We start from the raw sequence: 14,561 nt of genomic DNA on the forward strand, positions 1-14,561 counted from the left end.
GCCCCCTGCCGGCATGCAGATGATGGTCGGCCAAGGGGCACGATCTGCGCCCGGGGCGCGATCGCCGCGAGATCGACGATGGTGCGTGCGACGGATGTGCAACGCAGACCCGCGACCTCCGCAACGTCCTCCGCGCGTACTTGGGTCGAATGCGCGACGACCTGGCGGGCGGATCTGCCGCCGCTCGTTCGACCGACACTGACGTGGATCCGCTCCGGGAACGGCCCGACGATCGGCAGCCCGTGCACGATCGCCGCGGACCAGTGCGAGAACGTCGGCGTCCGCGAACGCGTTGCGGCGAACGCTCGCAGGCGCAGGAGGTGGCGGCCCCGGTGGTCGAGGAGATCCCAATCGGCACGCGAGGCGTAGGCGCCGTGGCCGATGCGGACCTCGGTTCCCGCGAGCACCGACCGGGCGTGCTGGCGGCGGGTCTCCACGCGGTCAGGGAGGTCGCGCACGAGGACGAACGGGGGAAGCGGCGGGTCTGTTTCCATGCCTCCCGGTCTATGGGCACCGACGATGCCGAGGCGGCGGCCACCGAGATCAGGGGGAGGCGGAGCTCCGTTCCGGGCTGTGGACAACGTCGGCTGCGCTCGTGACTGCAGCCTCGTGGGACGCCTGCGGTCCGGCGCCGCGGCGCACCTGCCCCGCCGCAGCGCAGACCCGCGGGGAGGGAGGCGGGGAGGCGCACCGCGGACCTGCGGGGAGGAAGGCGGGGAGGGAGGCGGGGAGGCGCACCGCGCCGACGCAGGGCAAAGAGGAGCGGGGCCGGCGTGCTGCCGGCCCCGCTCGAGTGGCGCCTCGCGCCGCCACTCTGGTGAATGATCCAAGACCGCTGTTACGCGGTTCCCGAACTTCCGTCGAGAGTTCCGGTCAGCGGCTTGGGCTGGTTTGCGAGGCTCTGGGTATCCATAGGCACTCCCTTCGTCGACGGAACCGTCCGGATGAAACGGTGCGTCAATTCTGCGACGGGTGCCGGGCGAGGTAAACCCTTGGTGAACGATTCCCAGGAACACGCCGTCTCCGGACGACGAAAAAGGGCCGGGCCCGAAGGCCCGACCCTTTCCGAGTCAGTCGCGAGGACTTACTTGATGATCTTCGTCACCGTACCGGCGCCCACGGTGCGGCCACCCTCACGGATGGCGAAGCCGAGGCCCTCCTCCATGGCGATCGGCTGGATCAGCTCGACCGACATGTCGGTGGTGTCGCCGGGCATGACCATCTCGGTGCCCTCGGGCAGCGAGATGACGCCGGTGACGTCGGTGGTCCGGAAGTAGAACTGCGGACGGTAGTTCGTGTAGAAGGGGTTGTGACGGCCGCCCTCGTCCTTCGAGAGGATGTAGGCAGTGCCCTCGAAGTTGGTGTGCGGCGTGACCGAACCCGGCTTCGCGACGACCTGGCCGCGCTCCACGTCCTCGCGCTTGGTGCCGCGGAGGAGCAGACCACAGTTCTCGCCGGCCCAGGCCTCGTCGAGCTGCTTGTGGAACATCTCGATACCGGTGACCGTGGTCTTCTGCGTCGGGCGGATGCCGACGATCTCGACCTCGGAGTTGATGGCGAGGGTGCCGCGCTCGGCGCGACCGGTGACGACCGTGCCACGACCGGTGATCGTGAAGACGTCCTCGATCGGCATGAGGAACGGCTTGTCCTTGTCGCGCACCGGGTCCGGGATGGACTCGTCCACGGCCTCCATGAGGTCGAGGATGCTCTGGGTCCACTTCTCGTCGCCCTCGAGAGCCTTGAGGCCCGAGACGCGCACCACCGGAGCGTTGTCGCCGTCGAAGTCCTGGCTGGAGAGCAGCTCGCGGACCTCGAGCTCGACGAGCTCCAGGATCTCCTCGTCGTCGACCATGTCGGCCTTGTTCAGCGCGACGAGCAGGTAGGGGACGCCGACCTGCTTGGCGAGCAGGACGTGCTCACGGGTCTGAGCCATCGGGCCGTCGGTGGCGGCGACCACGAGGATCGCGCCGTCCATCTGAGCGGCACCGGTGATCATGTTCTTGATGTAGTCGGCGTGACCCGGGGCGTCAACGTGCGCGTAGTGGCGCTTCGGCGTCTCGTACTCGACGTGCGAGATGTTGATCGTGATACCACGCTGACGCTCTTCCGGAGCCGAGTCGATCGAAGCGAAGTCACGCTGCACGTTGGTCGCCGACGGGTACTTGTCAGCAAGCACCTTGGAGATCGCCGCGGTGAGCGTCGTCTTGCCGTGGTCGACGTGACCGATGGTTCCGATGTTGACGTGCGGCTTAGTCCGCTCGAACTTGGCCTTAGCCACTGTGGGTCCTCCTCAGGACTCTCGTGCAGATCCCCCGGTCGACGGATTTCGACCGGCGGATCTACGGGATTGGTTTCTTATGTTACGGGATGTTGCCCGAGCTTCAGGACAGTGGAGTCCCAGCGACCGAGGTCACTCGCCCTTGCTCTTCTGGACGATCTCGTCGGCCACAGCCTTCGGGACCTCCGCGTAGCTGTCGAACTGCATCGAGTACACGGCGCGGCCCGAGGTCTTCGAGCGCAGGTCGCCGATGTAGCCGAACATCTCCGACAGCGGGACGTTGGCGCGCACCACCTTGACACCGCTGGCGTCCTCCATGGACTGGATCTGCCCGCGGCGGGAGTTCAGGTCGCCGATGACGTCGCCCATGTACTCCTCCGGCGTACGGACCTCGACCGCCATGAGCGGCTCGAGGAGCACCGGGTTCGCCTTCCGAGCGGCCTCCTTGTAGGCCATCGAGCCGGCGATCTTGAACGCCATCTCCGAGGAGTCGACGTCGTGCGCTGCACCGTCGACGAGCGTCGCCTTGACGCCCACCGTCGGGAAGCCGGCGAGCACGCCGACCTGCATCGCGTCCTGGATGCCCGCGTCGACCGAGGGGATGTACTCGCGCGGGACGCGACCGCCGGTGACGGCGTTCACGAACTCGTACGAGGTCTCCGGGGTCACCTCGAGCGGCTCCAGGGTGATCTGCACCTTGGCGAACTGACCGGAACCACCGGTCTGCTTCTTGTGGGTGTAGTCGTACTTCTCCACCGTGCGGCGGATGGTCTCGCGGTAGGCCACCTGGGGCTTGCCGACGTTCGCCTCCACGTTGAACTCGCGCTTCATGCGGTCGACGAGGATGTCGAGGTGGAGCTCGCCCATGCCCTTGATGACCGTCTGACCGGTCTCCTGGTTCTGCTCGGTGCGGAAGGTCGGGTCCTCCTCGGCGAGCTTCTGGATGGCGGTGCCGAGCTTCTCCTGGTCGGCCTTCGTCTTCGGCTCGATGGCGACCTCGATCACCGGCTCCGGGAAGGTCATCGACTCGAGGACGACCTCGTTGGCCGGGTCGCACAGGGTGTCACCGGTGGTGGTGTCCTTGAGGCCGATCACCGCGTAGATGTTGCCGGCGGTGACGAAGTCGACCGGGTTCTCCTTGTTGGCGTGCATCTGGAAGATCTTGCCGATGCGCTCCTTCTTGCCCTTGGTCGAGTTGATGACCTGGGCGCCGGAGTCGACGCGGCCCGAGTAGACGCGCACGTAGGTGAGGCGGCCGAAGAACGGGTGGACGGCGACCTTGAACGCGAGAGCCGAGAACGGCTCGGTCGCGTCGGCGTGACGCTCGATAGTCTTCTCCGGGTCGCGGGCGTCGTGACCCTGGATGGCGGGCACGTCGATCGGCGCGGGGAGGTAGTCGATGACCGCGTCGAGCATCGGCTGGACACCGCGGTTCTTGAACGCCGAGCCGCAGAGGACCGGGTAGATCTCGTTGTTCACGGTGAGCTTGCGGATGGCCGCCTTGATCTCCGGGACGGTGATCTCCTCGCCGCCGAAGAACTTCTCGAGCAGCGCGTCGTCGGTCTCGGCGACGGTCTCGACGAGCTTCGCGCGGTACTCCTCGGCCTTGGCCTGGAGGTCGGCCGGGATCTCCTGGATCTCGTACTTGGCGCCCATGGTGACATCACCCTTGGCGTCGCCCGGCCAGACCAGCGCACGCATCTCGACCAGGTCGACGACGCCGATGAAGTCGGACTCGGAACCGATCGGGAGCTGCATGACCAGCGGCTTGGCGCCGAGGCGGGAGATGATGGTGTCGACCGTGAAGTAGAAGTCGGCGCCGAGCTTGTCCATCTTGTTGACGAAGCAGATGCGCGGGACGTTGTACTTGTCGGCCTGGCGCCACACGGTCTCCGACTGGGGCTCCACGCCCTCCTTCGCGTCGAACACCGCGACCGCGCCGTCGAGCACGCGGAGCGAGCGCTCCACCTCGACGGTGAAGTCGACGTGACCGGGCGTGTCGATGATGTTGATCTGGTTCTTGTTCCAGAAGCAGGTCACGGCGGCCGACGTGATCGTGATGCCGCGCTCCTTCTCCTGCTCCATCCAGTCGGTGGTCGAGGCGCCGTCGTGCGTCTCACCGATCTTGTGGTTGACGCCCGTGTAGAACAGGATGCGCTCGGTCGTGGTGGTCTTGCCGGCATCGATGTGGGCCATGATGCCGATGTTGCGGACCTTCTTCAGGTCGGTGAGCACGTCCTGTGCCACAGGGTTCCTCCGAAAAGTTGAAAAGTGGAAGGGGTGCCGTCCGGGCGGGCACTCCCGAGGAGTGCAACGCCCGGACGGCCGGCTGTGTTTCCCGGGACCGGGATCACAGCCATGCTGTGGTTACCAGCGGTAGTGGGCGAAGGCCTTGTTCGACTCGGCCATCTTGTGCGTGTCCTCGCGGCGCTTGACAGCGGCGCCGAGGCCGTTCGAAGCGTCGAGGATCTCGTTGGTGAGGCGCTCGGTCATCGTCTTCTCGCGACGGCCCTTGGCGTAGCTGGTGAGCCAGCGGAGCGCGAGCGTGTTGGCGCGGTGCGGCTTGACCTCGACCGGCACCTGGTAGGTCGAGCCACCGACGCGGCGGCTGCGGACCTCGAGGGTCGGCCGGATGTTGTCGAGCGCCTTCTTGAGCGTGGTGACCGCGTCCTGGCCGGACTTGGTGGCGACACCCTCGAGCGCGTCGTAGACGATGCGCTCGGCGAGGCCCTTCTTGCCGTCGAGGAGGATCTTGTTGACCAGCTGGCTGACGACCGGGGAGCCGTAGACCGGGTCGGCGACGACGGGGCGCTTGGGAGCGGGACCCTTGCGAGGCATTACTTCTTCTCCATCTTCGCGCCGTAACGGCTGCGAGCCTGCTTGCGGTTCTTGACGGCCTGGGTGTCGAGCGCGCCGCGCACGATCTTGTAGCGGACGCCGGGCAGGTCCTTCACACGACCGCCGCGGACGAGCACCATCGAGTGCTCCTGCAGGTTGTGGCCCTCACCGGGGATGTAAGCGGTGACCTCGGTCCCGTTCGAGAGCTTGACGCGCGCGACCTTGCGGAGCGCGGAGTTCGGCTTCTTCGGGGTGGTGGTGTAGACACGGGTGCACACGCCGCGCTGCTGGGGGTTCGCCTTCAGAGCGGGAGCCTTGGTCTTGGTGACCTTCGGCGACCGGCCCTTGCGAACCAACTGCTGAATGGTTGGCACTGACTTCTCCTTATATGGACTGCACGGTGACAGGTGTTGCTTTCCCCGCGCTCGATCAGCCCGAGCCTGACGGCAGGGACTGAGGGTGTTCGCGGGGGGATCGGCTCGCGTTGACAGGCCGATATGCCGTGGGGGCGGGGATTCCGTGCGGTCTCCCAGCCCATCGGATGAGTACGTGCCGGCTCGCGCGCTCCGGACCTTCGATCTCGACGATCAGTGGGCACGGAACGAGCGCGCGACAGAGCGCACACCCGATAAATACTATCGTCCGCGTCGGTGCCGGTCAAATGAAGGCGGCCGTGATAGGGCCCGGTCCGCGGAGGGCGAAACCTCCGCGACGACGAGAGCGCGGGCACCCTCATCGGGTGCCCGCGCTCGTCCGTCCTGAGCGGCGGAGGGTCAGCCGCCGATGCCCTTGGCGAGCTCGCTGTCGACGTTCTGCAGCGCGTCGGCGGCCTTGGTGAGGAACTGCGACATGCCGTCGAGGCCGTTGACCGCGTCGGTGGTCCCCTTCGTGAACTGCTCGTACGACGAGTGGAAGGCGCCGGAGGCCTGGTCGGTGACGAAGCCGCCGTTGACGAGGCCGTTCACGAGGTTCTGGAGCTCGTGCAGCTTCGCGGTGATGTCGTCCTTGCCCGCGATGAGGCGGTTGGCGGCATCGGTCATCTCGCCGTACGTGACGTTCATGTTGGCCATGAGGTCTGATCCCTTCGTTGTGGAGAGGCCGTGCCGACGTGCCCGACCAGCTGCCTCCACTCAATCAGGGACCCGCTGCGCGCGGAATGGGGAGGACTCCCCATGGCCCGCCGGGACGGGGACGGGGAGGGGGCGCCTCAGGTCAGCGACTCGAGCCGGTAGAGGGGCTCGCCCGAGCGCCACGCGCTCAGGATCCCCGCGAGCGCGAGAACGGCGCAGGCGGCCGCTGCGACCGTGATCCAGAGCGCGGCGGAGGCGTCGGCGGCGACGACCGGCAGGAGGCCGACCAGCGCGCCCGCCGCGAAGGCGAGCACGAGCTCGAGGCGGAACCGGTGCGAGACCTGGCGCCAGAACTCCTGCGAGGCCGACCCGCGCCGCACGGTGCCGCGGCGGGCGAGCGCGTCGTAGGAGGCGCGCTTCAGGAGCGACCCGACGATGGCGCCCGCCATGCCGGCGGCGAAGAGCCCGTACGCGTCGAGCAGCATCCAGAACTCGTCGTCGGGACGGAAGGCGTCCCTCCCGCTCACGAGGGCCAGCGGCACCGGAATCAAGGCGGCCCACGCAGCGATCGCCACGACGAGCCAGAGGAGGCGCGACCAGGTGCGCAACGGCCGGAGGGTCACCGTGTTGCTACCGCCGCGGAGACCCCGCCTGGCGCGGCTCGACCAGTCACCGCGCCGCGTGTACTCGGCGAGGAAGAGCGGCGCGGCCGCGATCATGAGCACGACGAACGGCGCCGCGACCAGGTTGCGGCCCCAGTCCTTCCCGACGAGATGCTCGAGGGAGGCGCCTCCGGCCGTCACCGCGAGGAACCAGCCGAGCAGGGCGAGAGCGACGACGACGAGCCCTCCGCCGAGCGCGTACAGGGTGGGGGCGCTCAGCGAGGTGGGAGCGCTGCGCTCGGCGCTCACCGGGCGGCCTCCGCGGGAGCCGGGCGGGCCGCCCAGCGGACGGAGTCGACGATGGCGTCGAAGAGCTCGGTGTAGAGCGCCGGGTCACCGGGTGAGGGCACATCGACGCTGAGGTGGAGGAGCCGGTCGCCGGAGGGGACCGGCATCCAGTAGTCGAGCCGCACCTCCTGTGTCGACGCGGCGCCGATCTGCAGCCGGCCGACGCTCGAGCGCCGAACGGTGGGACCGCAGTCGAGGTCGAGCGGTTCGGCGTCCGGGAAGGCCGTCCGGAGGCGCTCGGGGCCGGCCGCTGCACCGCCGCCGGCCGGCCAGGGCTGGAAATGCATCACGAGCGCCGCGGGGAACGGGATGCCGGGCAGGATCTCGAGCGAGAGGCCCACCCGGAAAGCGCCGGCCGCGCGAGCCGAGGCGGCCATGCCGAGCAGCTGCTCGCGGGCGTCGCGGCGGAGGCGCGCGAGCCGGTCGTTCATCCCGACCTGCCGCTTGACGAAGGAGGCGATCTCGGCCTTGGCGCGGTCGTCGCCCTCGAGCGGAACGGAGACCCAGGTGCCGGGGAGGACGATCGTGAAGTCGGCCTCCCCGACCGTGAGCTGACGGGTCATGCCTCGAGCTCCACACGGAGCGTCGCGACGATGCTCTCGGTCTCGGCGGGCATGTCGCCGAACGCCGCGAGGTCGGCGGTGGTGAAGGTCACGTGCACCATCTCGTCGGCTCCCGGGGGGAACACGCCGAAGACGGTCCGCGCCTCCACCCAGCCCTCCGAGCCCGCGTCCGGGTCGTCGAGGTACTCGACGACCTGGTGCACCCCGGCGAGCGGGCCGCCGGCGATCTCGTGCCGCCAGCCGTCGAACAGGAGGGTGTGCCCCTCCGAGTCGGGATCGGCCGCCAGCTCGCGCGCCTCGGTCAGGAACCACGCCGCATCGTGATGGGGCTCGATCGCCGCCAGCTGCAGGGTCATCACCGCACCGACGCTGAGGAACCCCTGCGGTCGCAGGTAGACGGCGGCGCTGAGGTACGGGTTGAGCTGGGCCAGGAGGCGCAGGCGCAGGTCGGCGAGCTCCCCCTCCAGCGTGCCGTCGGGGTCGGAGCCGCCGAGCTCGTCCGACGCGCGGCGGACCACGTCGCGCGCCCAGTCCTCGCTGGTGACCTCCTCGTCGAGGAGCATCGGGTAGAAGCCCTCCGGGATGGAGACGCTGAAGTCGCGGATGCCGGTCGGGGCCATGCCGCCCACCCTAGCCGAGGGTCCACTTCGGGAGGCGGCCGTCGGCGAGGTCCTTCGCGATCGACTCGGGCTTCAGCGACAGCGGCTTGTCGTTCGGGTCGAGCGGGTTGTCGGTGAGCGTCTGGATCTTCCCGGCGACGGCGCGGTAGTTCCACACCTTCAGCGCGACCTTGTAGCCGGTCGGGATCTCGTCCATGACCTTCGCCGCGAACTGCGGGTTGTCGAACCCTGCGAGGCCCAGCGGGTTGCGCTGCAGCTTGAGGAGTCCCTCCGGGCCGGTAGTGAGCTTGAACGGGTTCTTGCCGAACACCTCCTTCATCACGTTCGGGAGGACCTTCGGGGAGCCGAGCATCGCCTGCACGTCCTTCAGCTCGGCGGCCTTGCTGCCCTTCGAGATGCCGGTGAGCAGGGTGAACTGGCGCCGCGGGAGCTTCATCGCGACGGTCAGGCCCTTGGCCTTGACGAGGTTCCCGATGTACTTGCCGATGTTGGCGCCGAAGACGGTGAGGACGAGTCCTACGGCGGCGAACGCGACGTCGACCCAGCTGCCGCCGTTCATGGCCTTGACGACGCTCTCCACCAGCGTGATGACCGCGCCGACCACCGCGATGACGAGGAGGATCTGCCCGAGGATCGGTACCCAGGAGAGGAACAGGGACAGCACGCCGGCGATCTGGCAGATCGTCTTGATGATGTCGCCCCAGTCGTCCCAGAAGCTGTCCTCCAGCCCGTGGTTGCCCTTGCCCTCGACGACGTCCTTGATCCGGCCCGAGGCGGTCTCCGCCGCGCGGTCCTTCGCGTCCCGCGCATCGCGCCAGGCCTGCTGGGCCGCCTGGAGCTCCTGGGAGGCGGCCGAGGCGGCGTCTCCCGCCCTCGTCGCCGCGAGCTGGTTGGCCGCGTGGGCCTCCGGCGTGCCCGTGTCGAGTGTGTGCTGGGCCGATGCGGCGCGGTGCTGGGCCTGATCGGCCGCGTCCTCGCGGGGCCCGATGAGCGCGATCGCCTTGTCCGCGTCGTCCTGAGCCTGCTGGAGGTGCCCGGCGTACGTCTTCAGGGCGGCCGCGGTCACCTGGTACCGGTCCTGGGCCTTGTTGATGTCGTCGGCCACGTCGGCCGCGGACTTCTTGACGGCGTCGACGGCCTTGCTGGTCATTCCGCCGACCTCGCTGATACGGTTCAGCGCCGCGACGGATCGGGTGATCGCCGCCGCGATCTGCTCGTAGTGCTCCGCCTTGGAGCGGACGAGGTCCGGCCGTCCGGTGAGCTTCTCGTACTCCCTGTCGCCCATCGCGTCTCCTCTACTCCGCCACCGCGCCGGGGTGGTGCTTCGCGACGTCGGCCGACGCGTGCTCGAGCGCTTTCGCCAGCTCGCCGTCGACCTTGGTGAAGCCGTCCGTGATCGCCCCGATCTGCTCGCGCAGCGCCTTCACCGACTCCGTCATCTTCTTGCGCTTGTCGTTCCACTTGTGCGCGAAGTCGTGGACGCGGTCGCCCAGCCCGTCGTGCCCGGTCGCCTCGGCGACGTCGTCGCTGAAGTCGTCGGCGTCCTCGAACTCCCGGACGACGGCGTCGAGGTCGTCGCGCAGCTGCCCGAGCAGCGCCAGATCGAGCTTGAGGTCGGTCATCGCGGCTCCTTCCTGTCCACGCTGCATCACGGTACCGGCGGCCCCCGCGCGAATCGATGGGGAGCGGTACCCATCGGCCGTGTCGGCTCCCGTCGGTATGGTGCTGAAGTGCGCCTCAAACTCACCCTCGCCCGCCCCTCGGGCACCAGCGACGACATCGTCGTGACCTCCGATGCGGCGGCGAGCATCTCCGAGGTGGCGGCCACGATCGCGCGGGTCGACCCGCGTCCGAGCGGCACGCTGCCCGAGCCGGGGGCTCTGACCCTCCGCGCGCAGCTGCCGGGCCAGGTCGAACCGCTCGTCCTCCCGCCCGACGCCCCGATCGGGGAGGCGTGGATCGGCAGCGGCGCCACGGTGGCGATCGCCGACGCCGGAGTGCATTTCGCCTCGCCGCAGCTCGGTGACGCGCCGGTCGTCGCGAGTCTGCGCGTCCTGAGCGGACCGGGCGCCGGCATGGAACGTCAGATCCGGCTCGGGACGACCGTGATCGGGCGCGACCCGTCGTGCGACATCGTCCTCGACGACCCGCTCGTCTCCAAGCGGCATGTCCGGCTCGAGGCGGGCGACGGCGTGGAGGTCGTCGACCTCGGCTCGGCGAACGGCGTGGTCGTCGACGGCGGCCTCGTCACCCGGTTCACGATCCATCGGTCCGAGACGCTCCTCATCGGTGACACCGAGGTCGAGGTCGCCGTGGCCGACGGCGCGGCTCAGCCGGCGGCGACGCCGACCGCCGGTCCCGTGTTCTTCAACCGCTCCCCCCGGGTCGAGCGGCGCTATGCCGGGCAGGTGTTCGAGGCGCCCGAGGTCCCCGCCGAGAAGGAGGACCCGCCGTTCCCGCTGCTCGCGATGATGACGCCCCTCCTCCTCGGCGCGGCGATGTTCGCGATCACGCGCCAGCCCGCGACGCTGCTCTTCGTCCTCCTGTCGCCGGCGATGCTGATCGGCAACTACCTGACGGGGCGGACGCGGGGGCGGCGCAAGCTCAAGAAGCAGATCGCGCGCTTCGAGGAGCGCCTCGACGCCCTCGCCACCCGGCTCGAGCAGGAACGCGCCGTCGAGACCGAGCTCCGCCGCGCCGAGACGCCCACCACGGCCGACGCCCTCGCGGAGGCGGTGCGGCGTGGCCCCCTTCTGTGGACCCGTCGCCCCGAGCACTGGTCCTTCCTCAACCTGCAGCTCGGGCGCGGCTCGATGCGCTCACGCAACACGGTCCAGGTGTCCGACCGGGGCGAGCTCATCGTCGAGTTCCAGGAGCGGCTCGACGCGCTGATCGCCCGGTTCGAGCGCGTCGATGACGTGCCCGTGCTCGACAACCTCTACGAGTCGGGCGCTCTGGGCATCGCCGGCCCGGCCGAGCTGGTCGCCGGGTCGGTGAACTCGGTGCTGGTGCAGCTGACCTCCCTCCACTCCCCCGCCGAGCTGGCGGTCAGCGCGCTCGTGTCGCCCCGGTGGTCGCGCGAGCTCGGCTGGTTGAAATGGATGCCGCACACCTCCTCCCCGCACAGCCCGCTCGAGGGGGGCCACCTGGCCGACAGCGCGTCGAGCGCCGCCAGCGTGCTCGGCGCCCTCGAAGCACTCGTGGAGCGGCGCCTGGGCGAGGCTCGCGGCGCCCGGCGACGCGGAGCGATGGATCAGGAGCGGGCGGCCATCGACCGGGGAGCCGACGTCGGAGGCGCCCAGACCACCGACGGCACGCCGTCTCCCATCCCGGCGGTCGTCGTGCTCATCTCGGATGACGTGGCGCTCGACCGCGCGCGTCTCGTCCAGCTCGCCGAGACGGCCGCCGATGCGGGCGTGTTCCCGATCTGGCTCTCCGAGCGGGTGGAGGCGCTCCCGGCCGTGTGCCGCACCTACCTCAGCCACTCGGAGGCTCCCGACAGGGCCACCGCCGGGTTCGTCCGCCTCGGCGAGACGATTCCCGACGTGGTCACCGAACCCGTGTCGGCCGCGGTCGCCCTCGACTACGCACGGCGCATGGCGCCCGTCATCGACTCGGGCGCCCTCGTCGCCGACGCCAGCGACCTCCCGCGGTCGATCTCGCTGCTGAGCCTGCTCGGCCACGAGCTGGCGGAGTCGTCGCGCGCGGTCGTCGAGCGCTGGCAGCAGAACGCCTCCATCCACGACCGGTCCGGAGCGGCTCCGGTCACGAGGCGCCGCCCGGGGACGCTGCGGGCGATCGTCGGGTCGGGAGGCGTGGACGCGATGCACCTCGACCTCCGCACGAACGGTCCGCACGCCCTCGTCGGCGGCACGACCGGAGCGGGCAAGAGCGAGTTCCTCCAGGCCTGGGTGCTCGGAATGGCGGCGGAGTACAGTCCCGACCGCGTCACCTTCCTGTTCGTCGACTACAAGGGCGGGTCGGCCTTCGCCGACTGCGTCAGCCTCCCGCACTGCGTCGGCCTCGTCACCGACCTCAGCCCGCACCTCGTCCGCCGGGCCCTGACCAGCCTGCGCGCCGAGCTCCGGCACCGCGAGCACCTGCTGAACCGCAAGAAGGCGAAGGATCTCCTCGAGCTCGAGAAGCGCGGCGACCCGGACAGCCCGCCGGCCCTCGTGCTCGTCATCGACGAGTTCGCCGCCCTGGTCGGCGACGTGCCGGAGTTCGTCGACGGTGTCGTCGACATCGCCCAGCGGGGCCGCTCGCTCGGGATCCACCTGATCATGGCCACCCAGCGCCCGGCAGGCGTCATCAAGGACAACCTCCGCGCCAACACCAACCTCCGGGTGGCGCTGCGCATGGCCGACGAGTCGGACAGTCAAGACGTCGTGGGCGTCGTCGACGCGGCGCATTTCGACCCCGGGCTCCCGGGTCGCGGGATCGCGAAGACCGGCCCCGGGCGCCTCGTCCGATTCCAGTCCGCCTACGGCGGGGGCTGGACCTCGCGCGATCCGGAGCGGGCGGGCGTCGAGATCGCCGAGCTCCGGTTCGGCGGCGAGCTCCGCTGGGAGGAGGAGCGGGTCTCCGACGAGCCCGAGCGCGACCTCGGCCCGACCGATCAGCAGCGGCTCGTCGCCTCCATCGTCCGGGCGCAGAGCGACGCGCACATCCCGGCTCCGCGGCGACCCTGGCTCGACGAGCTCGCGCCCGCGTACGACCTGGGGCTGCTCCGGCAGCGCACCGACGCGGAGCTCCTCCTCGGCGTCGCCGACGTCCCCGACCGCCAGGAGCAGCGGCCCGTGTACTTCCATCCCGACGTCGACGGCAACCTCGCCGTCTACGGCACGGGAGGCTCCGGCAAGTCCACGGTGCTGCGGACGCTCGCGTCCGCGGCGGCCATCACGCCGCGCGGGGGCCCGGTGCGCGTGTACGGGCTGGACTTCGGCGCGGGAAGCCTCCGGATGCTCGAGAAGCTTCCGCATGTCGGGTCGATCATCCCGGGCGACGATCCGGAGCGGATCATCCGGTTGATGCGCATGCTCAAGGGCATGCTGGAGGACCGCGGCCCCCGGTACGCAGAGGCGAACGCGTCCAGCATCACGGAGTACCGGACGCTGAGCGGGAGGCTCGACGAGCCCCGGATCCTGCTCCTCATCGACGGTTTCCCGGCATTCCGAGAAGACTTCGAGATCCCCGCCGGCCGTTCGCAGTGGTACGACGTGTTCCGCGACCTCCTGGCGGACGGTCGTCGGCTCGGCATGCATGTCGCCCTGACCGGCGATCGAGCAGGCGCCGTGCCGACGGCGATCGGGTCGCTCGTCCAGCGCCGGGTCGTCCTGAGGCTGGCCGACGACGGGTACGGCATGCTCGATGTCCCGGGCGACATCCTGGGGCCGCAGTCGCCTCCCGGCCGGGCGATCGTCGACGGCTACGAGACGCAGATCGCGGTCCTCGGCGGATCGCGGTCGGTCGCCGACCAGTCGGAGGCGGTGCGCCGCCTCGCCGACGCCATGCGGCGCGCCGGGATCCCGGAGGCGCCGACGGTCGGCTCGCTCCCGAAGGAGGTGCCGCTCGACACTCTGCCGGACAGCCACGACGGCCGTCCCGTCCTCGGTGTCGGCGACGCCGATCTCGGACCCTTCGCGTTCGAGCCGGCAGGCACCATCCTGCTGGGCGGCCCGCCGGCGAGCGGCCGGACGACAGCCCTGGCGGCGCTCGCGGCGTCGTTCGCGCGCTTCGACCCGGAGGCGCGCCTCTACTACCTCGGGCACGCTCGGTCGCCGCTCGCCGCCTCCCCGCTGTGGACGGCCACGGGCACGACGCCGTCCGATGCCGCCGAGCTGGCGAAGGACCTCGCCGCCGCCGTCGTCGACCCCGACACCGAGGGCCGCATCGGCGTCTTCATCGAGAGCATCGGCGACTTCCTGCAGACCCCGGCCGACTCCCCCATCGTCGAGCTCGTCCGGGCCGTGCGCCGCAGCGACCACCTGCTCGTCGCGGAGGCCGAGACCAGCGCGTGGGGTTCCTCCTGGCCGCTCTTGGGCGAGGTCAAGAACGGGAGGCGCGGCCTCCTCCTCCAGCCCGATTCGATCGAGGGCGACCTGTTGCTAAAGACGCCGCTGCCGCGGCTGAACCGCTCGGAGTTTCCTCCCGGACGCGGCGTGTACATCCACAAAGGAACCTTCGCCCGGGTCCAGGTGCCGCTGGTGGAGACGGCCGCGATCGTCACCCGCGGGTAGACC

11 protein-coding genes are annotated in these 14,561 nt (G+C 70.0%); 1 reads left to right on the top strand and 10 read right to left on the bottom strand.

The window, feature by feature from the left end:
* Positions 1-1,084: 1,084 nt before the first annotated feature.
* The 10 genes from tuf to FPT20_RS12230 form a co-directional block, all read right to left on the bottom strand.
* Entirely contained in the window at positions 1,085-2,278 is a 1,194-nt protein-coding gene (gene tuf / locus FPT20_RS12185) for an elongation factor Tu (RefSeq protein ID WP_158865629.1), read from the bottom strand.
* A gap of 132 nt (positions 2,279-2,410) precedes the next feature.
* On the bottom strand, positions 2,411-4,525 hold the full coding sequence (gene fusA, locus FPT20_RS12190) for an elongation factor G (protein ID WP_158865631.1): 2,115 nt from the start codon (positions 4,523-4,525) through the stop codon (positions 2,411-2,413).
* Between the two features lie 120 nt (positions 4,526-4,645).
* The gene (rpsG, locus tag FPT20_RS12195; RefSeq protein WP_089908555.1) at positions 4,646-5,116 is read right to left on the bottom strand and encodes a 30S ribosomal protein S7; all 471 of its coding nucleotides are present in this window, start codon (positions 5,114-5,116) and stop codon (positions 4,646-4,648) included.
* Positions 5,116-5,490 carry a 30S ribosomal protein S12 gene (gene rpsL / locus FPT20_RS12200; RefSeq protein WP_055787040.1) on the bottom strand — a complete coding sequence of 125 codons (375 nt, stop codon included), beginning with the start codon at positions 5,488-5,490 and terminating at the stop codon, positions 5,116-5,118. Before rpsL ends, rpsG begins: the two co-directional genes overlap by 1 nt.
* Positions 5,491-5,889: 399 nt before the next feature.
* Positions 5,890-6,186 (bottom strand): WXG100 family type VII secretion target, encoded by a 297-nt coding sequence (locus FPT20_RS12205; protein ID WP_158865633.1) that lies wholly within the window; start codon positions 6,184-6,186, stop codon positions 5,890-5,892.
* A 137-nt stretch (positions 6,187-6,323) separates the two neighbouring features.
* Positions 6,324-7,097, bottom strand: coding sequence for a hypothetical protein (locus FPT20_RS12210; RefSeq protein ID WP_158865635.1), 774 nt, complete (start codon positions 7,095-7,097; stop codon positions 6,324-6,326).
* Complete coding sequence (locus FPT20_RS12215; protein ID WP_158865637.1) at positions 7,094-7,699, bottom strand: hypothetical protein; 606 nt, start codon at positions 7,697-7,699, stop codon at positions 7,094-7,096. The genes FPT20_RS12210 and FPT20_RS12215 overlap by 4 nt, the downstream gene beginning before the upstream one ends.
* A complete protein-coding gene (locus FPT20_RS12220) occupies positions 7,696-8,319 on the bottom strand; it encodes a hypothetical protein (RefSeq protein WP_158865639.1) in 624 nt (207 codons plus the stop codon). The genes FPT20_RS12215 and FPT20_RS12220 overlap by 4 nt, the downstream gene beginning before the upstream one ends.
* Before the next feature lie 10 nt (positions 8,320-8,329).
* Positions 8,330-9,604, bottom strand: coding sequence for a putative T7SS-secreted protein (locus FPT20_RS12225; RefSeq protein ID WP_158865641.1), 1,275 nt, complete (start codon positions 9,602-9,604; stop codon positions 8,330-8,332).
* Positions 9,605-9,614: 10 nt separating this feature from the next.
* The gene (locus tag FPT20_RS12230; protein WP_158865643.1) at positions 9,615-9,941 is read right to left on the bottom strand and encodes a hypothetical protein; all 327 of its coding nucleotides are present in this window, start codon (positions 9,939-9,941) and stop codon (positions 9,615-9,617) included.
* A 108-nt stretch (positions 9,942-10,049) separates the two neighbouring features.
* On the opposite strand from FPT20_RS12230, the gene FPT20_RS12235 reads away from it, so the two are divergent.
* Positions 10,050-14,558 (top strand): FtsK/SpoIIIE domain-containing protein, encoded by a 4,509-nt coding sequence (locus FPT20_RS12235; RefSeq protein ID WP_158865645.1) that lies wholly within the window; start codon positions 10,050-10,052, stop codon positions 14,556-14,558.
* Positions 14,559-14,561: the final 3 nt, after the last annotated feature.

Source organism: Leifsonia sp. AG29 (genome assembly GCF_009765225.1).
GTDB lineage: Bacteria > Actinomycetota > Actinomycetes > Actinomycetales > Microbacteriaceae > Leifsonia.